The organism is Gluconobacter oxydans DSM 3504 (assembly GCF_000583855.1).
GTDB classification, from domain to species: Bacteria; Pseudomonadota; Alphaproteobacteria; order Acetobacterales; family Acetobacteraceae; genus Gluconobacter; species Gluconobacter oxydans.
The window spans coordinates 2,408,875-2,432,545 of the sequence record NZ_CP004373.1 but is presented as its reverse complement, the minus strand read 5'-3'; the positions used below and the strand labels follow the sequence as shown (position 1 = coordinate 2,432,545).

The 23,671-nt window shown below is 63.7% G+C and carries 16 protein-coding genes; 13 read left to right on the top strand and 3 right to left on the bottom strand.

Annotation, left to right across the window (positions count from 1 at the left end; translation table 11 throughout):
• Position 1: 1 nt before the first annotated feature.
• Positions 2 to 1,117: an S-(hydroxymethyl)glutathione dehydrogenase/class III alcohol dehydrogenase gene (locus GLS_RS10785; RefSeq protein WP_041112219.1), complete on the bottom strand. Its 1,116-nt coding sequence runs from the start codon at positions 1,115 to 1,117 to the stop codon at positions 2 to 4.
• Between the two features lie 180 nt (positions 1,118 to 1,297).
• Here GLS_RS10785 and GLS_RS10780 point away from each other — a divergent pair, with 180 nt between their 5' ends.
• The 5 genes from GLS_RS10780 to GLS_RS10760 all read left to right on the top strand — a co-directional run bounded on the left by GLS_RS10780 (position 1,298) and on the right by GLS_RS10760 (position 5,835).
• Positions 1,298 to 2,173: a bestrophin family protein gene (locus GLS_RS10780; protein ID WP_041112218.1), complete on the top strand. Its 876-nt coding sequence runs from the start codon at positions 1,298 to 1,300 to the stop codon at positions 2,171 to 2,173.
• 75 nt (positions 2,174 to 2,248) lie between these two features.
• Entirely contained in the window at positions 2,249 to 2,836 is a 588-nt protein-coding gene (locus GLS_RS10775) for a CarD family transcriptional regulator (protein ID WP_024716784.1), read from the top strand.
• A 173-nt stretch (positions 2,837 to 3,009) separates the two neighbouring features.
• Positions 3,010 to 3,810: an SDR family NAD(P)-dependent oxidoreductase gene (locus GLS_RS10770; RefSeq protein ID WP_041112217.1), complete on the top strand. Its 801-nt coding sequence runs from the start codon at positions 3,010 to 3,012 to the stop codon at positions 3,808 to 3,810.
• A gap of 6 nt (positions 3,811 to 3,816) precedes the next feature.
• Positions 3,817 to 4,197 (top strand): response regulator, encoded by a 381-nt coding sequence (locus GLS_RS10765; protein WP_011253527.1) that lies wholly within the window; start codon positions 3,817 to 3,819, stop codon positions 4,195 to 4,197.
• 9 nt (positions 4,198 to 4,206) lie between these two features.
• Entirely contained in the window at positions 4,207 to 5,835 is a 1,629-nt protein-coding gene (locus GLS_RS10760; RefSeq protein WP_041112216.1) for a tetratricopeptide repeat protein, read from the top strand.
• Positions 5,836 to 5,838: 3 nt separating this feature from the next.
• Here GLS_RS10760 and GLS_RS10755 read toward each other — a convergent pair whose 3' ends face one another.
• Both GLS_RS10755 and GLS_RS10750 read right to left on the bottom strand, forming a co-directional pair.
• Positions 5,839 to 9,984 carry a translocation/assembly module TamB domain-containing protein gene (locus tag GLS_RS10755; protein ID WP_041112215.1) on the bottom strand — a complete coding sequence of 1,382 codons (4,146 nt, stop codon included), beginning with the start codon at positions 9,982 to 9,984 and terminating at the stop codon, positions 5,839 to 5,841.
• Positions 9,984 to 12,149: an autotransporter assembly complex protein TamA gene (locus GLS_RS10750; RefSeq protein ID WP_226986574.1), complete on the bottom strand. Its 2,166-nt coding sequence runs from the start codon at positions 12,147 to 12,149 to the stop codon at positions 9,984 to 9,986. The genes GLS_RS10755 and GLS_RS10750 overlap by 1 nt, the downstream gene beginning before the upstream one ends.
• A 305-nt stretch (positions 12,150 to 12,454) precedes the next feature.
• Between GLS_RS10750 and GLS_RS10745 the strand changes: the two genes are divergently transcribed.
• The 8 genes from GLS_RS10745 (at position 12,455) to GLS_RS10710 (ending at position 23,576) form a co-directional block, all read left to right on the top strand.
• Entirely contained in the window at positions 12,455 to 13,411 is a 957-nt protein-coding gene (locus tag GLS_RS10745; RefSeq protein ID WP_041112213.1) for a lysophospholipid acyltransferase family protein, read from the top strand.
• Between the two features lie 273 nt (positions 13,412 to 13,684).
• Positions 13,685 to 15,085 (top strand): tRNA (N6-isopentenyl adenosine(37)-C2)-methylthiotransferase MiaB, encoded by a 1,401-nt coding sequence (gene miaB, locus GLS_RS10740; RefSeq protein ID WP_148295959.1) that lies wholly within the window; start codon positions 13,685 to 13,687, stop codon positions 15,083 to 15,085.
• Positions 15,079 to 16,260: a PhoH family protein gene (locus tag GLS_RS10735; protein WP_041112211.1), complete on the top strand. Its 1,182-nt coding sequence runs from the start codon at positions 15,079 to 15,081 to the stop codon at positions 16,258 to 16,260. Before miaB ends, GLS_RS10735 begins: the two co-directional genes overlap by 7 nt.
• Entirely contained in the window at positions 16,229 to 16,735 is a 507-nt protein-coding gene (gene ybeY / locus GLS_RS10730; protein WP_011253520.1) for an rRNA maturation RNase YbeY, read from the top strand. The genes GLS_RS10735 and ybeY overlap by 32 nt, the downstream gene beginning before the upstream one ends.
• Positions 16,732 to 17,679 (top strand): hemolysin family protein, encoded by a 948-nt coding sequence (locus GLS_RS10725; protein ID WP_041112210.1) that lies wholly within the window; start codon positions 16,732 to 16,734, stop codon positions 17,677 to 17,679. The genes ybeY and GLS_RS10725 overlap by 4 nt, the downstream gene beginning before the upstream one ends.
• 55 nt (positions 17,680 to 17,734) lie before the next feature.
• Positions 17,735 to 18,370: a DsbA family protein gene (locus GLS_RS10720; protein ID WP_041112870.1), complete on the top strand. Its 636-nt coding sequence runs from the start codon at positions 17,735 to 17,737 to the stop codon at positions 18,368 to 18,370.
• Positions 18,371 to 19,006: a thioredoxin domain-containing protein gene (locus GLS_RS10715; protein ID WP_041112209.1), complete on the top strand. Its 636-nt coding sequence runs from the start codon at positions 18,371 to 18,373 to the stop codon at positions 19,004 to 19,006.
• 34 nt (positions 19,007 to 19,040) lie between these two features.
• Positions 19,041 to 23,576 carry an AAA family ATPase gene (locus GLS_RS10710; RefSeq protein ID WP_041112208.1) on the top strand — a complete coding sequence of 1,512 codons (4,536 nt, stop codon included), beginning with the start codon at positions 19,041 to 19,043 and terminating at the stop codon, positions 23,574 to 23,576.
• The last annotated feature ends 95 nt before the right edge of the window (positions 23,577 to 23,671 follow it).

Below are 23,671 nucleotides of genomic sequence, written 5' to 3'. Positions count from 1 at the left end.
CTCAGTACTCCACGACGGTGCGAATGCTCTCACCGCGGCTCATCATGTCGAAGCCCAGATTGATGTCAGGGAGCTTGAGCTTGTGGGTGATGAGATCGTCGATATCGATCCGGCCTTCCATGTACCAGTCCACGATCTTCGGCACGTCGGTCCGCCCGCGCGCCCCACCGAATGCCGAGCCGATCCAGCGGCGTCCCGTCACAAGCTGGAACGGGCGCGTGCTGATTTCCTGCCCTGCCCCGGCCACACCGATGACGCAGGACACGCCCCAGCCACGATGCGCGCTTTCCAGCGCCTGACGCATCAGCGTCGGATTGCCGACACACTCAAATGTGTAGTCCAGACCACCACCGGTCATCTCGATCAGATGCCCCACAAGGTCGCCATCCGGTCCGAGATCCTTCGGATTCACGAAATCCGTCATGCCGAACTTGCGGGCAATCGTCTCGCGCTCCGGGTTGATATCGATGCCGATGATCCGGTTCGCGCCGACCATCTTTGCGCCCTGAATGACATTGAGCCCGATGCCACCCAGCCCGAACACCGCAACGGTCGATCCAGGCTCAACCTTGGCGGTGAACAGCACGGCGCCAATGCCGGTCGTCACGCCGCAGCCGATATAACAGACCTTGTCGAACGGCGCATCGGGGCGGATTTTCGCCAGTGCGATTTCCGGCAGAACCGTGAAATTCGCGAAGGTCGAGCAGCCCATATAGTGATGGATCGGCTGACCTTTATAAGAGAAGCGGGATGTGCCGTCCGGCATCAGGCCCTTGCCCTGCGTGCTGCGGATGGCCGTGCACAGATTGGTCTTGCGCGACAGGCAGGACGGACATTCCCGGCACTCGGGCGTATAAAGCGGAATGACGTGATCGCCGGGTTTGAGATGCTTCACCCCGGCCCCGACTTCCCGGACGATGCCCGCGCCTTCGTGCCCGAGAATGGCCGGAAACAGACCCTCGGGGTCCTGTCCGGAGAGCGTGTACTTGTCGGTATGGCACAGACCGGTCGCCATAATCTCGACCAGCACTTCTCCGTCACGCGGGCCTTCGAGCTGAACCGTGTCGATTTCCAGCGGCCTGCCGGCCTCGAACGCAATGGCGGCGGTCACGTCCATAACATCACTCTCCTCTGAAACGGTCCGGACAGGGTGTCGTATTAAATGGCATGGCGGCAAGAGGCCGCTGCAAAAGAAAGTAAAGTGACAGACACCCTTTGGTGTTGGCCGGGGACTGACTTCGCCGCTACGCTTCCGCACAACTTCCCTGCACATCCCGTCATCCGAGGAGACAGCCGTTTGATCGTCAACCGTCCACATGGACTGGCCATTCTTTTCCGGGAATCCCTTCCTCCCCTGATCATCCTGACCCTGTGGGACTTCGTCGTGGTCGTCCTGTTCCAGATCTTTCACCAGGACTGGATGGAGCAGCCGGCACTTCCGATTTCGCTGATGGGCTCAGCACTCGCGATCTTTCTGAGCATGCGCAACAACGCGGCCTATAACCGCTGGTGGGAAGGCCGGACGCTGTGGGGCGCGATCACCAACAACTGCCGCTCCTTCGGCCGCGAAGCCGCGACCCTTCTGGGCGGACGTCCGGATCTGGCCCGCGCCATGGCCGCCTATCCGCATGTCCTGCGCGCGGCGCTGAGGGGCGATCCGCCCAACGAGGACACCAGGAGACTGCTGACGCCTGAGATGTACGAGAAGGTCTTTTCCTGCTCGAACACGGCCAACATGCTGCTCTACCAGATCGGCCTGGGGGTCCGGGACGAAGTCGAACGCAAGGGAATCGACGGCGCGGTGCATGGCACCGTGGACCGCATCCTGTCCGACATCGCCAACGCACAGGGCGGCCTGGAGCGGATCAAGAACACGCCGCTCCCCGCGCAGTATTCCCTGCTGCCCGAAATCGCGACGCATCTGTTCTGCATCATCCTGCCGCTCTCGGCCGTACAGACTCTCGGCTGGATCACGCCCCTGGGCTCCAGCATCATCGGCATGCTGTTCCAGATGCTCGACCGCAGTGGACGCGACCTTCAGGAACCGTTCACGAAGAGCGTCCACGCCCTGCCCATGCTGACCATGGCCCGCACGATCGAGCGCGACCTTCTGCAACCGATCGGGGATCTCCCGCCCGATCCCATCCAGGCCATCCACGGCGTTCAGCCCTGACGGACACAGGAGCCCCCGGCTGCCCCTTGCGATCAGACAAGACAGCAGGGGGTTTTTCTGCTATAAGCCGGGGCTATGAACACGTTCAAAAGCCCCCAGAAGGGCGGCATGACCGATGAAATGGCTCGTGTCGCAGCCAACAACACTGCCCGTCAGACCGATCCGGAACACGACGCGGACCCGTTCCGCGAAGGTGACTCCATTGTCTACGCCGCGCATGGCGTCGGACGCGTGGACAAGATCGGCATGGTCGAAGTCGCCGATACCGTCATCGAGATGATCCAGATCTCGTTCCCCGGCAACCAGATGACGCTGCGCATCCCGCTGGCCAAGGCCCGCAAGGCCGGCCTGCGCAAGATCGTGACGCGCGACATCGTCGACAAGGCGATGACCGTCATCAAGGGCAAGCCGCATGTCAGCAAGGGCATGTGGGCCCGCCGCGCCGTGGCCTATCAGGAAAAGATCAACTCCGGTGACCTGATCCAGATCGCCGAAGTGCTGCGTGACCTGCGTCGCAACGTCGACAGCCTCGATGGCAGCTTCTCCGAACGCAAGCTGTTCGAAGCCGCGCAGGAGCGTTTCGTGGCCGAGGTCGCCGTTCTCGAAAACGTCGATCCCGCACAGGTTCTCGAAAACCTGACCAAGACCATGAAGGCCGCCTGAATCGCAGTCAGGAGCGCAGTTTGAAAAGGCTGCACTTCTCCAATATGGATCAGGCTGTGGTTTTCTTCGCATCCCGGACGGGGTCTCTCGCGTTGGCGACACGAGAGATCTTTTCCGTGATGCGTTTTCAGTCACGGTTTCAAACCTGCATTCACAAGGAGAGGTGAGGCCAGATGCCTGCCCCTTACAAAGACCGTTTCGCCGGCAAGAAAGTCCTCGTCACCGGGGCATCCCAGGGAATTGGCGAGGCCACCGCGCTTCGTTTTGCCGAAGAAGGCGCGCAGGTCGCCCTCAACGGCCGCAAGGAAGACAAGCTGATCGCCGTTCGCGAGAAGCTGCCCAAGGTTTCCGGCGGAGAGCACCCGATCGCCACGGGTGACATTTCCAAAGAAGACGACGTCAAACGTCTGGTTGCCGAGAGCATCAAGGCCATGGGCGGTCTCGACGTTCTGGTCTGCAATGCGGGCTATCAGATCCCCTCTCCCTCCGAAGACATCAAGCTCAAAGATTTTGAAGGCGTGATGGCCGTCAACGTCACGGGGGTGATGCTGCCCTGTCGCGAAGTCATCCGCTACTGGCTGGAAAACGGCATCAAGGGCACGATCATCGTGAACTCCTCCGTCCACCAGATCATCCCCAAGCCGCATTATCTGGGCTATTCCGCGTCCAAGGGTGCTGTCGGTAATATCGTCCGCACGCTGGCGCTGGAATATGCCAGCCGCGGCATCCGCGTGAACGCCGTGGCGCCCGGCGCCATCGTGACGCCGATCAACATGTCGTGGATCGATGATCCCGAACAGTACAAGGCCGTTTCAAGCCACATCCCGATGAAGCGCCCGGGCGAAAGCCGCGAAATCGCGGATGCCATCACCTTCCTCGCCGCCGAGGACAGCACCTACATCACGGGTCAGACCCTGTATGTCGATGGTGGTCTGACGCTCTACGGCGATTTCGAAAACAACTGGTCCTCGTAAACTTATATGGCCCCTTCCCTTACCGTTCTGCTGATCGAGGATGATTTCCTCATCCGGACCTGCCTGGCGGAGTTCCTGCTCGACAGCGGCCTGACGGTCAGGGAAGCGGACAACTGTGCCGAAGCCCGCGCCATCATCGGCGCGGAGCCGAAGCTCGATGCCCTCGTGGCGGATATGACCCTCCCGGACGGGGATGGCATGACCCTTGTCCAGCCGGCCCGTGAGCGCTGGCCCGATCTTCCGGTCATCTATATCAGCGGCCATGGCGACCTGCGGCGTGACGAGACCTCCGGCGATCCCGCGCGGGACCGTTTCATCTCGAAGCCTTATACGCTAGCAAGCATCCTGGAGGCCCTTCTGGAAATGACATCGGCGGCCTCGGACTAGGAGATCCGCATGTCTGCCAGTCTGGACAGACCAGCCCCTGATGATCCGGCCCTGACATCCGGAGAAGAGCAGCTTACATCAGCCAGCCGCCTGGCCCGGGCACAGGATGCCCTCGCCCGCAGGAACCCTGAAGAAGCGCTGGCCATCGTGGACGCCTCCGCGGACGATACGACTGAAATCCCGGCCCTGCATTATGTCCGGGCCCGCGCACTGTTTCACCTTCACCGCTACGCCGAATGTGCGGAAGAGCTTGAAAAAGCCAGCGCCAATGTCGGCCCCCATGCCATTGCGCTGCTGCTGGACGAAGCCGTGTCCATGCGCCGGCGGGACGATCTGCGGCCGCTTCTGGAAATCTGCCGCAAACGCAAACCCGATGATGCCCGGCTGATGGATGCCGAGGCGACGGTGCTGATCCAGCTCGCACGCTTTGACGAGGCGGAACTCCTGCTGCGCCAGAGTCTGCACCGCCGCCCCGGCAACCGCAGCACGCTCAACCTGCTTGCCCTTCTTCTGACGGAAACAGGCCGTTTCGAGGGGGCGCTCGCGGTCATGAACGACCTGCGCGAGAGCGATCCGCAGGACTGGGAACCGATCTGCAACATGGCCTGCATCCTCAGCAGCCTCGGGCGGATGGAAGAAGCGGCCAATCTGTACCGGCAGGCGGTCCCCATGGCGCCGAAAGACCCACGCCTGCGTCTGAACCATTCCATTACCATGCTCAAAAGCGGGCGCATGGCGCAGGGCTGGGCAGAACATGAATGGCGTTTCGGGCTACCAGGGCATACCAGCATGCCACTGGACCGCCTCCTGCCCAACATTTCCCCATCGCTGGATCTCAGGGGCAAACGCGTCCTCGTCACGCAGGAGGAGGGTCTGGGCGATACGCTGATGTATCTGCGCTACATCCCGCCCCTCGCCCGGACAGGCGCCATCGTCCATATCTGGGGCACCGAGACACTGGCGGCGATCTGCGAACGTGTCGTCGGGGTAGCGGAAGTCCAGTTTGGCGGCGAGACGCCAGAATACGACTATCACTGCCCCTTCATCAGCCTGCCCCGTGCCTTTTCCGGCACGCCTGACGCGATGGGCGCGCCCGTGCCCTATCTCAGCGCAGACCGCCGCAAAGCCGAGATATGGCGTCAGCGCCTGCAGGATGATCACAAATTCAGGGTCGGTCTCGTCTGGGCTGGCGCAGCACGTCCCGAGGATACGGCGGCGCTCATGGTGGACCGCCAGCGCTCCATGCCGCTTTCCGCCCTTGCGCCCTTAGCTAGTATCGAAGGCGCGAGTTTCTATTCCCTGCAGAAAGATCGCCCGGCCGAACAGATCCCCGATTTCCCGGGCGAGCTGATCAATTTCATGCCCGAATGTCACACGATGGACGACACGGCGGCGCTGATGGTGAACCTGGATATCATCGTCTCGGTCGATACGTCAGCCGTTCATCTGGCGGGCGGGCTGGGCAAACCCGTCATCATGATGGACCGCGTCAACAACTGCTGGCGCTGGCTGCACGGGCGTGAGGATACGCCCTGGTATCCGCAGATGACGATCGTCCGTCAGACCCGTTTCGGGGACTGGTCGGACGTCGTGGAGCGCGTGAAACGGCGCCTCGAAGACGCCGTTTCCGCCCATTAGAGCTCAGTAGCTGTATCCGTAAGACAAGCCGATGCTCGATCCCGGATCGTTTTCCGGGGTCGTGAAGCCCGTGACCTGACCGCCCGTGCCGACCGTGGTGTTGAACTTCAGCCGCTTCGTCAGGTCGATCTGCACCTGCGCCTGTGTGCCGGAACCGGATGTCGCCTGCTTGGCGCCGACATAGACGCCTTTCATCACGTATTTTCCGGCCTCGACACTGGTGCCGCCATTATCCACGCCGCTGCCACCGCCCACGGCCAGACGGTCCAGCCCCAGCAGGTTGCGGACCTTGCTCAGCGGATCGAAGGCCGAACCACCGGCAAGCTGCACCACGGCCGCACCCAGCTCGGCCAGCTGCGTCGTGGACAGCGAATGGCTATCAGTGCCGAACAGCAGGATAGACAGGACCTGATCGCGCGGCAGGCTTGGCGTGGACGCGAAGTCGATCTTGGGCGCACTGGCATAGCCCGTCACCAACAGGCTGGCGAGTGTGCCGCTGGCGTTGCGGTCGGCGCGGAAATCCAGCGTCGGATCAAGCTTGTGGTTCACGCCCGAGCCGTTGAACGCCACGCGCCCGTTGGTGAAGTTGAGGTTGATGCCGCCCAGATTGAAATTGCCCCGCTTGAGATCAAAGCCACCGCTGACCGCAGGTTCCGCGCTTGTCCCGCGCACGCGCAGACGGCCCTGCATTTCCGCAAAGACGCCATGCCCGCGCACGAAGAACTCACCCGGCGAAATCACATCTACGCCCAGCCCGATGATCAGGCTCGAGCTGGAACTGGACGGCGGCTTCTGGCCCGGACGGATGACATCGAGCTGTGGGACGGAGGCCGGCATGGAGTCCGGAATGTTGATCGTGGCGTTGGGAATATTGACTTTCCCGTCCACATCCAGCCGCGTCGTGGCCTGCCCATGGATATGCAGATCGGTATTGACCGTCGCGGTCAGCAGATCGCTTGAAACCGGCCGCGCCTTTTCGGACGTGATGTGCAGATCGACCGGAAGATCAGGCCGGAAGGCGCCGACTGTTCCTTCCAGAACGATCGTCCCCGGGCCCGCATGGGCGACGATGTGATTGACGGCGATGCTGTCCCCGGAAGCGACAAGCGCGCCATCGATGTGATTGAGATGCACACCCTGGGCGTAGTGATCGAAGGAGGCATTCTCCAGCGTCACCTGTCCCGTCGCCCGTGGCTGCGCGGCCGTTCCGGCGACATTGAGATTGATGCCAACCTTACCGGCTACTCCCATGCCGCTGGCGCCAAGAACGGCATTGCCCACGGACAGATCAACATGCCCCGTGGTCGCAAGCGCCATCGCGCCCGTGCTGGAAAGCGGCGCTGTGCCCCGCACGGCCAGCGCGACGGACGGACCGGCGCCCAGAGTCGCATCAACCTTCGCGGAGCTGCCGGCGAGCCCCACATTGGCCAGGATCTGCGCGGCCGGAAGGGACGCCGCAGGGCCGGTCCGCATCCGCAGGTCACGCCCGGTCAGCGAGACAGTGCCCGTCGGCGCGGCGAGGGTTCCGCCGAGCTTGGCATTGAGCGAAATCGCGCCCGTGGCCGACAGGTCCGGCGCGAAAGGTTTGGCGATCGTAGGCGTGATGTGGTCCAGACGCGCCGTCAGGGCGAGCGCCGGTTTCAGCGTACCCGCAACATCGATCGTCGCTGGTGCAACACCCTGCGGGGCCACCGTCGCCAGCAGATGGTCCACACCCATCGTTTTGCCAAACGATACCACAGCCGGACGGCTCAGACGCAGGCTCTCGCCCTTGGCCAGAGCCGTCAGCTGACCGAGACGCACTGTCTTTTCAGGCACGTTCAGGACAAGGGCGGTGTCAATATTCGCCGGGGCATCCATCACGTTCTGGAAGGCCGCGTTCAGCGCAATGGCCATCGCGGTCTGCGGGCCCTTGATCGTGGCATGGGCCTTGCCCGTCATGGCCTGATAGCGCATCCCGGCCAGATCCAGCACCAGCGCGGGTTCGGGGGCGTCGATCGGATTGGTGATGGTGCCGCTGACCTTCAGGGACTGGACGGCGGCCTGCGCCATCGACAACATTCCGTCCAGTCCAAGTTTCACGACAGGCGGCGCATTTTCAGCTTCGGTCGTGTGCAGGCCCAGCGTCAGATGACCTGAAATCGCCTGCCCGATCAGACGCTGGAAATCGCCCAGATTGCGGATCGAGACGTCCAGATCCCCGAGCGGGACTTTCGCCCCCTTGGGCAGACGCAGCTTGCCCTTCCCGGTCAGGCTGTTCCAGCCCAGCGTGTTGAGATCCAGATGATACGCGCCCGCATCATCCTGCTGAAGCGCCGTATCGAGCACGAGTGGCGCGTGGTCCAGGGTGCCTTTGGCCGTCAGCGTCCCATCCGGATGGGAGGGCAGATGCTGGAAGTCCGCGTGCAGTTCCACCGGCCCTTTCGCGACTTCTTTTGTGCCGAAATCACCGTTCAGGTCAGCCTTGACCGCAAGATCATCCGTCGGCCCCTCGGCTGTGGCGGTCAGCGTCGTATTGCCGAGAATGGCGGGACTGGCCTTGGCGAGATCGGGTAACTGGACGGAGGCTTTCGTCTGCATCCGGTTGCCATGCGCCATATCGATGACGGACGACACCAGCATGTGCAGGGCCGCGCCATCCAGTCCGAAGCTTTTCAGCGTCAGGACATTGGCCGGGGATTTCGTCAGATCCAGCGAGAACGTGCCCGTCTTGCCGATCAGGTTCACGGCCTGTGCCTGACCGCCCGTGATCGCGAGCGTTCCTGTGCTTTTCAGCGTCAGGTCGTCGCGTTTCGTGACCGGCATGGCGAAATCGGCATGCAGCCCGGCATTTCCCTTGAGGTCCGTGCTGCCCATCGCCGCCAGCGGATGCAGATCCGGCAGGTCAAGATCCAGATGCCCTTTCGCAGCCGGCTTCAGATCCGCGGTGGCCGTGGCATGGACCAGCGGATGATCCAGCTTCGCCACGATCGGCGCGGACGGTGCCAGCGGGTGTGCCAGAACATCCAGCGTCAGGGGAGCTGCGGCCAGAAGCGTGGGCTGTGAACCCGGGATTCTCAGCCCGTCCAGAGACGCTGTCAGATGACCCGTCGCATCATTAGGCTGATCGCTCTCGACGCCCTCGAACTGCGCATGCAGATGCCCGATTCCGGCACCCGCCGCCGTCAGCGCGTCGATATCCAGAACGCCCTGCCCGTTCGGTGCCGTCAGCGGCCCATGCAGATCCGTGTCCAGTGCGATGGCATTCCACGCAATCCCAGGACGCAGCGTCATGGACGGCGCGTTGGCCTTCACATGCAGGTCCCCGACACGCGTCAGCAGGTTCATCGTACCAGTAGCCGAAGCCTTGATGGGGCCTGCGCCCAGGCCGAAATCCAGCACGGACGCCGTACGTGGCCCGTTGAGGTTCAGGTGCAGATCCAGCGGGTCAAGTTGCGGCATCTGGCCCAGCGTCGTGGCAAAGCCGTTATCGCCTTCCTGAAACCGGATCCCGACTGCAATGCGCTTCTTCGGCGTCTGGACGTTCAGCGTCAGACTGCCCGGCTGATCGAGCCGCTTCAGCGCCAGCGCCACATCCATGACCGGCAGCGTCTTCACCGTCACGCCATCCAGAAACGGCGCAATGCTGTGGATATGGGCGTGACCGTCCAGCGAGAAAGCCGTCGGCGTGACGGTATAATCCGGCCCGATTTCCAGCCGCCCGACATGCAGCGATGCCAGATCGACACGCAGATGCAGCTTCGAGGGTGCCGTGCTGGTCGTCGTGGGCTTTGCAGGCGTCGTTTCCGGACCGGAGACCATCTTGCGCAGGATGGCGACCCTCGAGGCGCTCAGATTGGTGATCTTCGCATCCAGATGCAGCAGGGACAGCGGCGACCAGCGCAAGTCGGCATTATCCAGCTCGATCCAGGGGCCTTTCGTATCCTTGATGAGCAGTTTCGCCACCGCCAGATGATGCGGCAGGAAGCCCGAAAGGCCGGAAATCTCGACCATGCCCCCCGTTAGCGGGCCGATCTTGCGCTCGATCAGGCGCTGGCCGGGCGAGATGTTGATGCCGACCAGAACGCCCGTAACCGCCACGGCCACAAGCCCTACAGGAACAATGACCAGACCGGCCGCGACACGGAAAAGAATCCTGCGAACACGCATCAGAACGTCTCCCCGAGGCCGAAATACAGTTCCCATTTATCGCCGTAAGCCGGACGGTTCATCGGCAGCGCCACATCCACGCGGATCGGCCCGATCGGCGTGAAATAGCGCACGCCACCACCATAACCCACCCGCAGCGTGCCCTGCCCCGGCCGCGATCCCGTACCGACCTGACCGGCATCCACGAACCCGGCAAAACCCAGATTCATCGGCAGGCGCTGGCGGAACTCGACACTGCCTGCATCCATGGACGTGCCGCCGATGCCGTATTTCGTCTTGCCGTATTGCGGCCCCACACCCTGATAACGGAACCCGCGCACGGTCGCCGGGCCACCGGCATACAGACGCTGATCGGGCGGGATCTGGTAGGTGGACGCGCCCTGCACCGAGCCTACGATCCCGCGCACGGCAATCACGCTGCGTCCAGGGCGGGAAATGCCGAGATGCTTCAGATCGAAATAGGTCGAGACTTGCGCCGACAGCAGCGTGAAAAACGACGATCCGCTCTCAAGCGATTCCGAGGGCGTGACCGAAAGCGAGGCGCGGACGCCATGCGTCGCCGGGTCGATCGGGTTGGAGAGCTGGGTGTTGTCGAATGTGGCGTTCAGGGGGGCGGCGATAATGAAGTAGCTCCGCGTATCGCCGAACTGCTGGATCTGTTCCTGCTCACCCATCACGCCGCCCGAGACGTTCCAGTATTTTCCGACATGCCGGTTCAGCCCCGCGCGGCCGATAATGGCGGTCTGATGATAGGAATAGAGAAGCTGGCGGATGCCTTCGAGACGCACGCTCAGGTTCTGCCCCTTGGACAGAAAATCCGGCTTCATGAAATCGGCGTAGACGTCATAACCCAGCCCCTGCTGGGCAGAGCCGCCAAGCCCCGTGATCAGGGCTGTCAGACGCAGCTGCTCGGCATTGCCGAGCAGGTTGTGATGCGTCCAGCTCACACCGACACGCCCACCGAGATCGGTCGAGTAGCCGATTTCGGCAGACAGGGTCCGCCGCTTGGCTTCCTTGAACCCGAACTCGATCGGCATGGCCTGAAGGATGCCGGGCATGAGGGTGCGCGAGGGCGGAAGGGTAATGATCGGCGGGGCATTGCGGACCTGAACGGACGCAAAAACGCCCGTACTCGCCAGATCCTGCCGTGCGGCTTCGATCCGGGAGGGGCGGTAAAGCTCGCCTTCCTTCAGTTCCAGCCGGTTCATGAGATAGCGCTGTTTGGTATGCGCCAGCCCCGTCATGCTGATCGGGCCGATCACGACCTTTGGTCCGCGGTTCACCCGGAACACGATATCCAGCGTATGCGTCTGGGGCTTCAGATAGGCCAGAGGGGTCGAGACACTCGCCGTAGCGTAGCCTTCTTCCTGAAGCTGGTTGAGCAGGCTGTTCTGTGCGGCCAGAACGTCCGCCGCCACGGCAGGCTGCCCCGAAGACAGACCGAACGCCTTGCGCTCTTCAGGCAGAAGGCTGACCGGCTGGGCCTGTGCGATCGCCTGTTCCGAGGTCGCCGCCACCGCCGCAGCGGGCGGCGGCGTTGGAACGGCTTTTCCGTCAGAAGGCGCTTTCCCCGCAGGGGTTTTGGCTGATGTCTTCGCAACAGGCGCCTTCGCGGTCGGGTCCTTCATGGCAGGCGCCGTCGCCGTGGGAGTCGTTGGCGTGGGTGCTGGAACGGATGCGGCGGGGGCTTCCTGTGGCGGTGTGGTCAGCGCCACATTTCCCAGACTGAACCTCGGCCCGATCGTGGCCGAAATCGTGATCGCGACCTTCTGGTTTTTGCCGAGCGCCTTGAGAATATCCGGCAGGGACGGATCCTTGCCATCCACGGTCCGTGCGCCCGCCTTGACGCTGATCTTCACCGAGCCCGCATAATATCCCTGCGATTCAAGGGCGCTGTTGACGCGATCATAATCGCTGCGGATCCGCCCGGCGAGAGCATAGGCTCCGACGGTGTGGGACGTCTGAAGGGATTTGAGCTGTGAGGATGCGGCGATCGCGGCGTCCAGATCCGCCTGTTTCGTCGGCGTCAGCGTCACGGCATAGGGAATGGCAGGATCGGACGTGCCATCCGTCACCGGCTTTGCGTTTGCAGCCGCTTTCGACGCCTTCGCTTCCGCCGGCAGGGGCGCGCAGAATACCGTCACGATGCCCAGAATGCAGGACATCGAAGCAACTGACACAGAAAAAGAAACGGGGCTGCGGCCTGACTTCACCGTGCGTCCTGAAATCCGTCTTGAGGGCATTTCCGGCCTTGTGAAAACCGGAACACGAGAGCGCAGACCGAACAAGGCGGCTGCTACCATCCGAGGAACCTTGCACGGCGCTCCCTGTCAAGTCCTCCCGGACAGGAGCGGTCCGGAAAACTGCCCTGCACCGACGGCGCGCAGCAGACACCCCGACAGGCAGGCAGGCAAACAAGCCAACAAACAAGATTGTGTCGCCCCCGTGAAAACCGTATCACTCAGCACCCATGTCCCATCGTGATGCCAAGACCCCGAACGGCCGGCGCGGTCACAACCGTCCTGTCCTGGAGGGAAATCCCGACTTTCCGGCCTCCCAGCCGACAACGTCGACCACCCTGTACAGCCGCCTGCGCTGTGCGGGGCGCCTGTCGCTTGTCCTGATCTGGGCGTTCTGGGCGTGCAGCATGCAGGCGATCCTCGTGCGTCTGCCCGGGCGCCTGAAAATCATGATGCCCCGCATTTTCTGGAAGGGCGTCTGCCGGATTCTGGGCATCCGGATCAGGGTCATCGGGCACAGCGCCGGCGGCGTGCGCACGGCACGGGACGTGCGTGAAGGCAAGCGGCCGGTCGTGTTCGTGGCCAATCACTGCTCCTGGCTGGACATCGCCATTATCGGCAGCACCCTGCCCGTCGTGTTCGTGGCCAAGGGCGAAGTCGGCAAATGGCCCCTCATCGGGACCGCCTCGCGACTGGGCCGCACCATTTTCGTCAGCCGCAACCGTCAGGAAACCGGACGCGAGCTTCATGACATGGCCGCGCGCCTGTGGGATGGCGACGATATTGTGCTGTTCCCCGAAGGCACGTCTTCGGACGGCTCGCGCGTCCTGCCGTTCCTGTCCTCGTTCTTTGCCGTCGCCAAACCCGGCCGCCTGGAACAGGTCGGCATGCCCAAGGCTCCGCCTGTTCTGATCCAGCCCGTCTCCGTCGTCTATGACAGCCTTGAAGGCCTGCCGGTCGGCCGGAGCCGCCGGAACGTCTTCTCATGGTATGGCGACATGGATCTTGCGCCGCATCTGTGGTCCTTCGGCCAGTGGCGCTCCATGGGCGCGTCGCTCATGCTGCATGACCCGATCACGCCGGACGATTTCCGCTCCCGCAAGGATCTGTCCCGCGCCACCTTCGAAGCCGTCAACAACGGTGCCGCAGAGCTGCGTCGCGGTCAGCCGAAAGTGACAGAGTCCTGAAAATCTGCGCCAGAACCGGGCCGACAATCAGGTTTATCTTGACTTGAAGCCTGCCCCCGCGTCACCTTCGGAACACGACACGGCAGCAATCCGGCTTTCGTGTCCGGAGGTGGTGATACCCATTCAGGCCCGTCTGATCATCCGTCGGCCCATCGCATTCGGGACGCCGTTCCACGGAACAGGCTTGACCGCGCGGATGCCTGCCCCGATGTGTGTGCCTGATTCTGCCATTCCCGGACCGAGACCTTGACCACCGCCCCGACTTCCCCAGCCCTGCCCGCTTCTTCCGACACTGCGCCCCCCGGCCCTGCTCCACGGGGCCTTCATGTCATTACATGGGGCTGCCAGATGAACGTGTATGACAGCGCGCGCATGGCCGATGTCCTGCGGCCGCTGGGTTATGGCCCGGTCGAGCGCCCCGAAGACGCCGACATGGTCATCCTCAACACCTGTCATATCCGCGAACGGGCGACCGAAAAGGTCTTTTCCGAGCTTGGTCGCCTGCGCAAGATCCGCGACGAGCGGATGAGCAATGGGGCTGACCGGACCATTATCGCCGTCGCTGGCTGCGTGGCGCAGGCTGAGGGCGAGGTTATCCTCTCCCGCGCACCTTATGTGGATCTGGTGCTCGGCCCGCAGACCTATCACAAGCTGCCCGAAATGGTGGCCCGCGCCGCCCGCGCCGGTGGTGCCGTGATTGAGACCGACTTCCCGGTCGAGCAGAAATTCGATTTCCTGCCCACGGATGCCGCTCCCCAGACGCAGGGCAATCTCACGGCGTTCCTGACCATTCAGGAAGGTTGCGACAAGTTCTGTTCGTTCTGCGTGGTGCCCTACACCCGGGGCGCGGAAACGAGCCGCCCGGTCGCTTCGGTTCTCGCCGAGGCACGCCGGATGGCGGAAAGCGGCGTACGCGAGATCACGCTGCTCGGGCAGAACGTCAACGCCTATCATGGCGATGACGGCAAGGGCGGCAGTGAGACTCTGGCCGGGCTGGTCGAACAGCTCGCGCAGATCCCCGGTCTGGGCCGCATCCGCTACATGACGTCTCACCCGCGCGACGTGGACCAGAGCCTGATCGACGCGCACCGGGACAATCCGGCCCTCATGCCGTTCCTGCATCTACCGGTGCAGAGCGGCTCGGACCGGATCCTCAAGGCCATGAACCGCGGCCATACGGCGGATGAATACCGCGAGAGCGTCCGCAAGCTGCGTGAGGCCCGTCCGGATCTGGCCCTCTCTTCCGATTTCATCGTCGGCCATCCCGGCGAGACGGAAGAGGATTTCGAAGCGACCATGCAGCTCGTGCGCGATATCGGTTTCGCCATGGCCTACAGCTTCAAATATTCCCCCCGTCCCGGCACGCCGGCTGCCGGCCAGCCGATGCAGGTGCCCGAGGACGTGAAGGATCGCCGTCTGGCCGAACTGCAGGCGCTTCTGCGCGAACAGCAGGACGCCTTCAATGCCGACATGGTCGGAACGGTGCAGGAAATCCTGGTGACGAACCGGGGCCGCAAGCCCGGGCAGATCGCCGGGCGTTCCCCTTATCTGCAACCCGTTCATTTCGACGGGCCGGATCATCTGATCGGGTCCACCGTCAAGGTCGCCATCACCACGCGCCGCACCAACTCCCTGGGCGGCACCCTGATCCGGGAGACAGCCTCCGCTTGCTGACAACGCACCCGCCCCGTCCCGTCGCCACCAGCAGTGGCTCCGAAGGCAACCGCACCGTTGCCCTTCGCTTCAACGACAACATCCTGCTCCAGCGCCTGCTGGGGGACCATGACCGGCATCTCGTCCGGCTTGAGGAAGGATTCGACGTCAAGCTGTCCTGTCGTGGCAACAAGATCGCCATTTCCGGAGAGACGGAATCGGTCGGTCGCGCACAGGCGGCCATCATCGCGCTTTACAACCAGCTCGAACAGGGCGGAACGATCGATGCCTCGCAGGTCGATGGCGTGATCCGTCTGACAGCCCTGCCGAGCCGTCCGGAGCGCCCGGTTGACACAAGACAGGCCCGGCCCGCTCCCGAAGAACGCCCGCGCGGCCACAACGGCCACCGACGTCCGGAAAAGAGCCATGGCAAGCCGCAGAACATGCCCGCAACGGCATTCGGGGATCTGCCCGCCATCAAGACCAAGCGCGGCGTCATCGCACCGCGTTCGCATGGTCAGGCCGCCTATATGGAAATGCTGGCCAATACCGACATGGTGTTCGGCATTGGCCCGGCTGGTACGGGCAAGACCTATCTGGCCGTGGCGCAGGCCGTGGGCATGCTGCTCGCCGGACAGGTCGACCGGATCATTCTCTCGCGCCCGGCCGTCGAGGCCGGTGAGCGCCTGGGCTTCCTGCCCGGCGACATGCGCGAAAAGATCGATCCCTATCTGCGTCCTCTGTACGACGCCCTGCATGACATGATGCCGGGCGATCAGGTGGTGCGCCGCATGGGGACGGGTGAGATCGAGGTGGCACCGCTTGCCTTCATGCGCGGGCGTACCCTGGCTCATTCCTACGTCATTCTGGACGAAGCCCAGAATACGACCGCAGCCCAGATGAAGATGTTCCTCACCCGTATGGGTGAAGGCACACGCATGGCCATTACGGGCGATCTGAGTCAGATCGATCTGCCGAATGGTGTATCATCCGGTCTGCGTGAAGCGGTCGAGACCCTCGAAGGCATCAAGGGAATCGGCATCACGCGCTTTTCTTCCGAAGATGTGGTGCGCCATCCGCTGGTTGCCCGTATCGTCGATGCCTATGAACAGAAAGCGCCAGCCCCCCGGGACGTGTTCCGGAACAGGCTGCGCCGGGAAAACAATGGAACCTCCAAGTCGACACGCCGGTACTGACATCATCATCGAGGACGCGCGCTGGCGCGCCTCGGTTCCGGGGACGGAGCGTGCAATCCGGCGCGCCCTCGTCGCGGTCGCCCGTCAGGGTGGACCCGACTTCACGCAGTCTCCGGCGCCTTCGATCCTTCTGGCGACAGACCGGATCGTCAAGCGCCTCAATGCGCGCTTTCGGGACAAGAACAAGCCCACGAACGTCCTGACGTTCGAGCCTCTCTCGCCCATGCATGGCGGAGACATCGTGCTGGGTTACGAGACGGTACGCCGCGAAGCTGCGGCTGCCCGGCGCTCGCTGAGGGCGCATCTGTCGCATCTTGTGGTGCATGGCGCACTGCATCTTGCCGGTTACGATCATCATCATCCCGGCGAGGCCCGGGAAATGGAAGGAATTGAGACCCGTACCCTGCGGTCCCTCGGTTTTGGGGATCCTTGGCGCCAGGGGAACTGGCAGCAGGCTGGGAGTGTCCGGATATGAGTGACGATTCACACGACCGCCCGACCGAAGAGTCGGGCAAGAGCCGCCCTTCCCGCGGCCTTTTCGGACTTTTCAACCGCCGCGGGCGCGATCAGGGCCTGCGCGAGTCCATCGCCACCCTCGTTCAGGAAGCCGGACAGCCGACCGAGGATGCGGGCGACGAGCCGGAACTCGACCGGCAGGAACGCGCCCTCATCATGAACGTGTTGCGTCTGCGGGACATCACGGCGGATGACGTCATGATCCCGCGCGCGGACATCGTCGCCATGCCCGAGGCCCTGCCATTCAATGAGGCACTGGACCTGATGCGCCGGGAAAACCATTCCCGCCTTCCGGTCTATCGCGACCAGCTCGATGACATCGCGGGCATGATCCATGTGAAGGACCTGATCGCCTATGTCGGCGAGCCGGAGGCCTTCGATATCCGCCCGCTCCTGCGTCAGCCGCTGATGATCGCGCCGACCATCCCTGTGCTGGATCTGCTGCTTCAGATGCGCCAGCGCCAGATGCACATGGCCCTCGTGATCGACGAATATGGCAGCATCGACGGGCTCGTGACGATCGAGGATCTGATCGAGACCATCGTGGGCGACATTTCCGACGAGCATGACGATCCGGTCACGACCATGTGGGTGGAACGTCCGGACGGTTCGTTCGATATCGATGCCCGTCTCCCTGTCCGGCAGCTTGAAGAACGGCTTGGCGCCGTACTGACGGATGCCGAACGCGAGGCCGAGATCGAGACGGTCGGTGGGCTGGTCTTCCGTCTGGCCGAGCATGTCCCGGCCAAGGACGAGGTGCTGACCCATGAAAGCGGCCTGGAATTCCGGGTGCTGGATGCGGATGCCCGGCATATCCGTTCCCTGCGCATGCGGGTTCCGGAAGGCTGGGAAAACAAGCCGCTTCCCGCTCTCAAGACGCAGGAAGATGACCGGAGCTCTTGACGGAAGCCCCGGTTCATCGTTCGAGTATCACATCGTTTCCAGCGGAGCCCCGCCCATGTCTGCCGACCAGCCTCTCGGCCGCCGTACCCTTCTCGCGTCCGCGATGGCCCTTGTGGCCAGTGCGGCCGTGCCGTTCGCCCGGGCAGATGACCTGCCCGCCAGCGATCCGCGCATGGGCCCCCGGGTTATCGGCTCGCCGGATGCGAAAGTGATCGTGGACGAGTGGTTCTCGCTCACCTGCTCGCACTGCGCCCACTTCGCGCAGGAAATCTTTCCCCAGATCCGCAAAAACCTGATCGACACGGGAAAGATCCGCTACCGCTTTCATGATTTTCCGCTGGATCAGGTCGCCCTGCTGGCCTCCATGGTGTCACGTTCCCTGCCTGCCGACCGGTACGAGCCTTTCGTGACGGACCTGCTTGATCATCAGGACCAGTGGGCCTTCGCACAGAACATCGATCCCGTCGCGGAACTGAAAAAGCGCGCGGCGCTGTTCGGCGTGAGCGCGGCAGAGTTCGACAAAATCAATGCCGATAATGCCCTGCGGGAGTCCATTATCAACAAACAGGATCATGACGGTGCTTTCCTCCAGATCCAGGGCACGCCATATTTCCGTATCAATGATGTTCCCGCACCCGACGTGGTCGGGAGCTATGATGATTTCGCCAAAGCAGTTGCAAAGGCCTCCTGAATGACCCGTCTCTCCCTTTCCCGCCGCTTTTTCGTGTCCGCCGCACCGGCTCTCGTCGTGGCCGGAACTGCCGCCGGCACGGCCCGCGCGGCCGGTGCAGGTTCGACCGACGCCCGGCTCAGCCCGCGCATCATCGGCAACCCGAATGCCAAGGTCCTGGTTCAGGAATGGTTCTCCCTGACCTGCACGCATTGCGCGCATTTCGCGACGGAAGAGTTCCCCAAGATCAAGGAACAGCTCATCGATACCGGCAAGATCCGCTATCAGTTCCATGATTTCTGCGGCGATCGCGTCGGCCTGACGGCAGCCATGGTGGCTCGCTCCCTGCCGGAAGAGCGTTACGTCCCCTTCCTCGAAGCCCTGTTCTCCAGCCAGATGCAGTGGGCCTTCGCTGCCGGTGGTGATCCGATGCAGCGCCTGCAGCAGATGTCCGCCCTCGCCGGCGTTTCGGCTGCGCAGTTCGACGCCATCAGCAAGGACAACGTGTTCGCCGAGGCCCTGTTCGATCAGGTCAAGAAGGACTCGGACACCTACAACATCCAGGGCACGCCGTATTTCCGCTTCAACAACACGCATTACGACCAGGATCCGGAAACCTACGAAAAGTTCGCCGATCTCGTCGCCAAGGCGTCCTGATCCTCTAACGTAGGACCAGTATTTCCATACCCTGATGTCGAGCCGCGCCACGACGATCGACCGCCTGAGCATTGGCGGTTTCAAGAGCTTCGCCGATGAGGTGCGTCTCGATATCCTTCCGGGCCTGACGGGGATCATCGGGCCGAACGGCTGCGGAAAATCCAATGTCGTCGAAGGCCTGCGCTGGGCCATGGGCGAAACTTCCGCCCGCGCCCTGCGTGGCGGGGAACTCGACGATCTGATCTTTGCGGGCACCGGCGCGCGCTCGGCCCGCAATATCGCTCAGGTCACGCTGCATCTGAGCAACGCCGCCGGACTGGCCCCGTCCCCGTTCCAGGACGCGGACGAGCTGGAAATCAGCCGTCGGGCCGAGCGCGGATCGGGCAGCGAATACCGCATCAACGGCCGCGTCATGCGCGCCCGTGACGTCCAGACGCTGTTCGCCGATCTGGCGTCGGGTGCACGCAGTTCCGCCATCATCAGCCAGAACCGCGTCGGCCAGCTCATCGCGGCCAAGCCCGAGGAACGGCGCCTGCTGCTCGAAGAGGCGGCAGGCATCACCGGCCTGCACGCCCGGCGCCACGATGCCGAACTCAAGCTGCGTCAGACCGAGACGAACCTCTCCCGCGCCGAAGACCTGCGCCTTCAGCTTGAGAAACGGTTGGAAAGCCTTGAGGGCCAGACGGTTCAGGCCCGGAAATACCGTGAGATTTCCGAGAAGATCCGCCAGACGGAAACCGAACTTCACGCCCTGCTTCATGCCCGGGCCAATCTGGCCGTCCAGCGCAGCCGGGACGCTCTGGCAAAAGCACGCGAAGACCTGAAAAAGGCCGAGCAGGCCGCAGAAGCCGCCGCCACGGCCGAGTTCGAGGCCCGCAAGGCCGCCCCGCAGGCCCGCGAGGAAACGGACCGTCTACGCAGCGCTCTGGAGCGGCTGAAGGTCCAGTCCGAAATCCTGAAGCAGGATCTCGACCGCGCCCGGCAGACCGAGTCCGAAACCCGCCTGCGTCTTGAACAGGCCGAAGGAGACCTGCGTCGCAGCGAAGCCAGCCTAACGGCGGACCGGGAAGCCCGGCAGAATGCTACGGAAGAATGTGCGGGCCTTGAAGCCGAGATGGCCGCACTGCCCGGTCTGCGCTCATCCTGTACAGCAGAGTGCGAACGTCTCGATGCGCTCGAAAAGGAGCAGGCCCTCGCTCTGGAAAATGCGACCCGCCTGCGTGATGCCGAAGCCATCCGCAGGGACGGTGTGATGGAAGGGCTGGATGCCCTGACCCTTCGTCTGGATGCGGAAATCGGCGCACTGGACGCTCTTGAAGCGGAAATCGCGGCACTGGATCAGGCGACACCCGATAACGCCACACTGGAGACGCTGCGCTGCAAAGCCGCGTCGATGCAGGAACAGGCGCAACTCGCCAGCCGTCGGGAACAGGACTGCACGACTGCGTTGCAGGAGGCGCGCCTTAAAGCCGAGCTGGACGGGCGGGCACTGGCTGAAGGCAGAAGCCGCCTCGAAGCACTTCAGGCCACGGAAGCCGATCTGGACAGACGTCTTCAGACGACCCAGACCCAAATCTCGCAGGACCGGACCACACGGAATGCGGCTCAGGCCGCACTGCTGACCCAGGACGCAAGAGCCGGGCTTGAAGCGGCCTGCGACAGCACGGCACAGGCCCTGACCGAGGCCCAGACGCGGGAAAACCACGCAAGACAGGAGCAGGAGCGGCTCGGCGCTCTCTGGCTGGAAACCCGTGCTGCAGCAGAAGAAGGCACGCAGCGTCGCAAGGCGCTTCTCCGAACCGTTGAACAGGCTCGGCAGTCCCTCGATCAGGCGCGACAGAAAGTTCAGTTGGCGTCTACGGCGGAGACAACGGCCCGGGCCGCCCTTGTACCCGAACAGGCCGTTCAGGATGCCCGCAATACCGTCACGCAGGCCGAAGAGCGTCTGACGGGTCTGCAAAAGACCCTCACAGAGGCCGAAGCCACACTGGCAGAGACACGCGAACAGGAAGCACAGGCCCGGCAGGCGCTGTCCGCACTGGAAACGCTCATCCTGCGCGCACAGGGCGAATGCGAGGGGCTGGAGCAGAGCCTCAACGCCGTTGCCGCCCAGCCCGATCCACTGGAAGACGCGCTGGACCTCCCGGCAGACATGGCCCCCGCCGTCGCGGCAGTGCTGGCGGACGGGCTGGATGCGTCCCTGGCTCCCGACAACGTTCCAGCCGATCGGCGCTGGCGGTCTCTGGATCGTCTTACCGTCGCGGAACTGGCGGGCTGTCGTCCGCTCTCGGATCTCGTTCAGGCCCCTGCGGCGCTGCAACGCTGTCTGGACGCCGCGTTCCTGCTTGAGGATGCCAGCGCCGGACCGGATCTGCAGAAAACCCTTCAGCCGGGACAGGTTCTGGTCTGCCGCAGCGGCGCGCTCTGGCGCTGGGACGGATTTACCCGCTCCGCCGATGCGCCCGATGCCGGAGCCGCCCGGCTGGAGCAGCGACGCCGTCTGACCGAAGCCCATGCCCTGCTTCAATCCCATCAGGCCGATCAGCCCCGCCTGAGCCAGGCCTGCACTACAGCCATCGAGGCGCGCGAACAGGCCGAAACGGCACTCGCAGCCCTACGTCGCGACCGCACAGCGCTGGAGCCGCAGCTTGCCGAAGCCCGGACCGTGGCATCGCGGATCGAGCAGAAAGCGGCCCTGGCCCGCACCCAGTGGGAACAGGCCGCAGAACGCCTGAAGGACGCCGAGGCTGCACTGGAATCTGCCCAGCATGCGGCCACGCAGGCCGAAGCCGAACTGGAAGCCCATCCCGCTCTCGATGATCTGCTGCTCAAGGCGCAGACCAGCGCTCAGGACGCTGAAAACGCCCGCAATGCCCTGCGGGACGCCAGCCGCAGGCTTCAGGATGCACGGAGCGCCGCAGACGCCGCAGCACGCGCCCTGGATCAGGCCCTTCTGCGGCATGACAGCACGCTCACCCGCCTGCGGGATCTGGATGAAGGACTGACTCGGCTGGAGCAGGAACACGAGCGTCTGACGGCCCAGCGTGCTGCAATCCAACAGCAGGACAACCGGCCCGATATCCCGGCACTGCAAGCCGCGTCTCAGGCCTCGCAGGAGGTTTTCGATCAGGCACGTTCCTCTGCCGAGGCAGCATCGCAGGCGGCACGGGAAAGCCGCGAAGACGCCACCCGCCTGACGCGGGAACTTCAGGCGCTCGACCAGTCCGCCGCAACGGCCCTCGCCCGGCGTTCCGCGCTGGAACCGCGTCAGCGGGAGTTGCACGATCTCGTAAACCGCCTGCGTGACGATCATGCCAGACGGACGGCCGAACTGGCCGAAAGGCCGGATCCTGCGGTGCTGGAACAGGCGGTTCTGGACGCCACGGCGCCCCTTCACGAAACACGCCATCTGTTGGATGCCGCCCGGACCGAAAGCGCCCGCCTGTCTCTTGAAGACGTCCGTCTGACCGGCGCCCTGGCTGCGGTCCGCGTCCGGCTTGAGGCACTCGGCACCCGGATCGCCGGCGAAGAAGCCAGTCTTGCGCATCTGAGGAGCCGGCGGGACGAACTGCGGGACAGCTTTCAGACACACAGCGCAGTACCTGCCGAGCTGGAACGGAAACTCTCCGGTCACGATCAGACCCTGACGGACGCCCAGAACGCCTATGACGCAGCACGCGCCCGCGACGAAGCGGCGGGGGCTGCGGGACTGGAAGCGCAGGAGCAGCGCCGCAACGCCGACCTCGCACTGGCAGCAGGTCGGGAAGCGATCGCACGCCTGACCGAACGCGCGGAGCAGGCCGTCGCTGCCCGTGAGCGCCTCCTGGCCGACAGCGAACCTCCCGAAGGCGGGGCACAGGGCGCTGCCTATCCGTCCGATCTTTCCGAACAGGCCGAGACCTCGACCCGCCGCCGCCTTTCCCGCCTGACCCGCGAGCGCGAAGACCTTGGCGCGGTCAATCTGCGGGCCGAAGCCGAATTCGAGGAAGCGCGCGAAACGGCCGAGACCATCGCCCGCGAGCATGCCGAACTGACGGCGGCCATCAACAGGCTTCGCGGCGGGATCGGCACGATCAACCGCGAAGGACGCGAGCGCCTGCTGGCGGTCTTCTCGGAAGTGGACCGGCATTTCCAGTCCCTGTTCGCGCGCATGTTCGGCGGCGGACGGGCGCATCTGGGCATGGTCGGCAGCGATGATCCGCTGGAAGCGGGACTGGAAATCTTTGCCCAGCCACCGGGCAAGAAGCTCTCGACACTGTCCCTGCTTTCGGGTGGCGAGCAGGCCCTGACCGCGCTTTCGCTGATCTTTGCGACCTTCCGCTGCAACCCCGCGCCCATCTGCGTGCTTGATGAAGTTGATGCGCCGCTGGATGATGCGAATGTCGAGCGTTTCTGCTCCCTGCTGTCCGACATGACGAAGGAAGCCGGCACGCGCTTCCTGGTCGTGACGCATCATCAGCTGACAATGGCGCACATGGATCGTCTTTATGGTGTCACGATGCAGGAACGTGGTGTAAGCCGGGTCCTGTCAGTCGATCTGGGGCGCGCCGTCGCGCTTGTGGACGGCTGAGGTCAATTTTCTCAAACAGATAAATTGACGTTGGACCGTTCTGGCCCTTTGATAGAAGGAAAACCGGAAAGCACGCGCCATCTTCGTTGATCCAC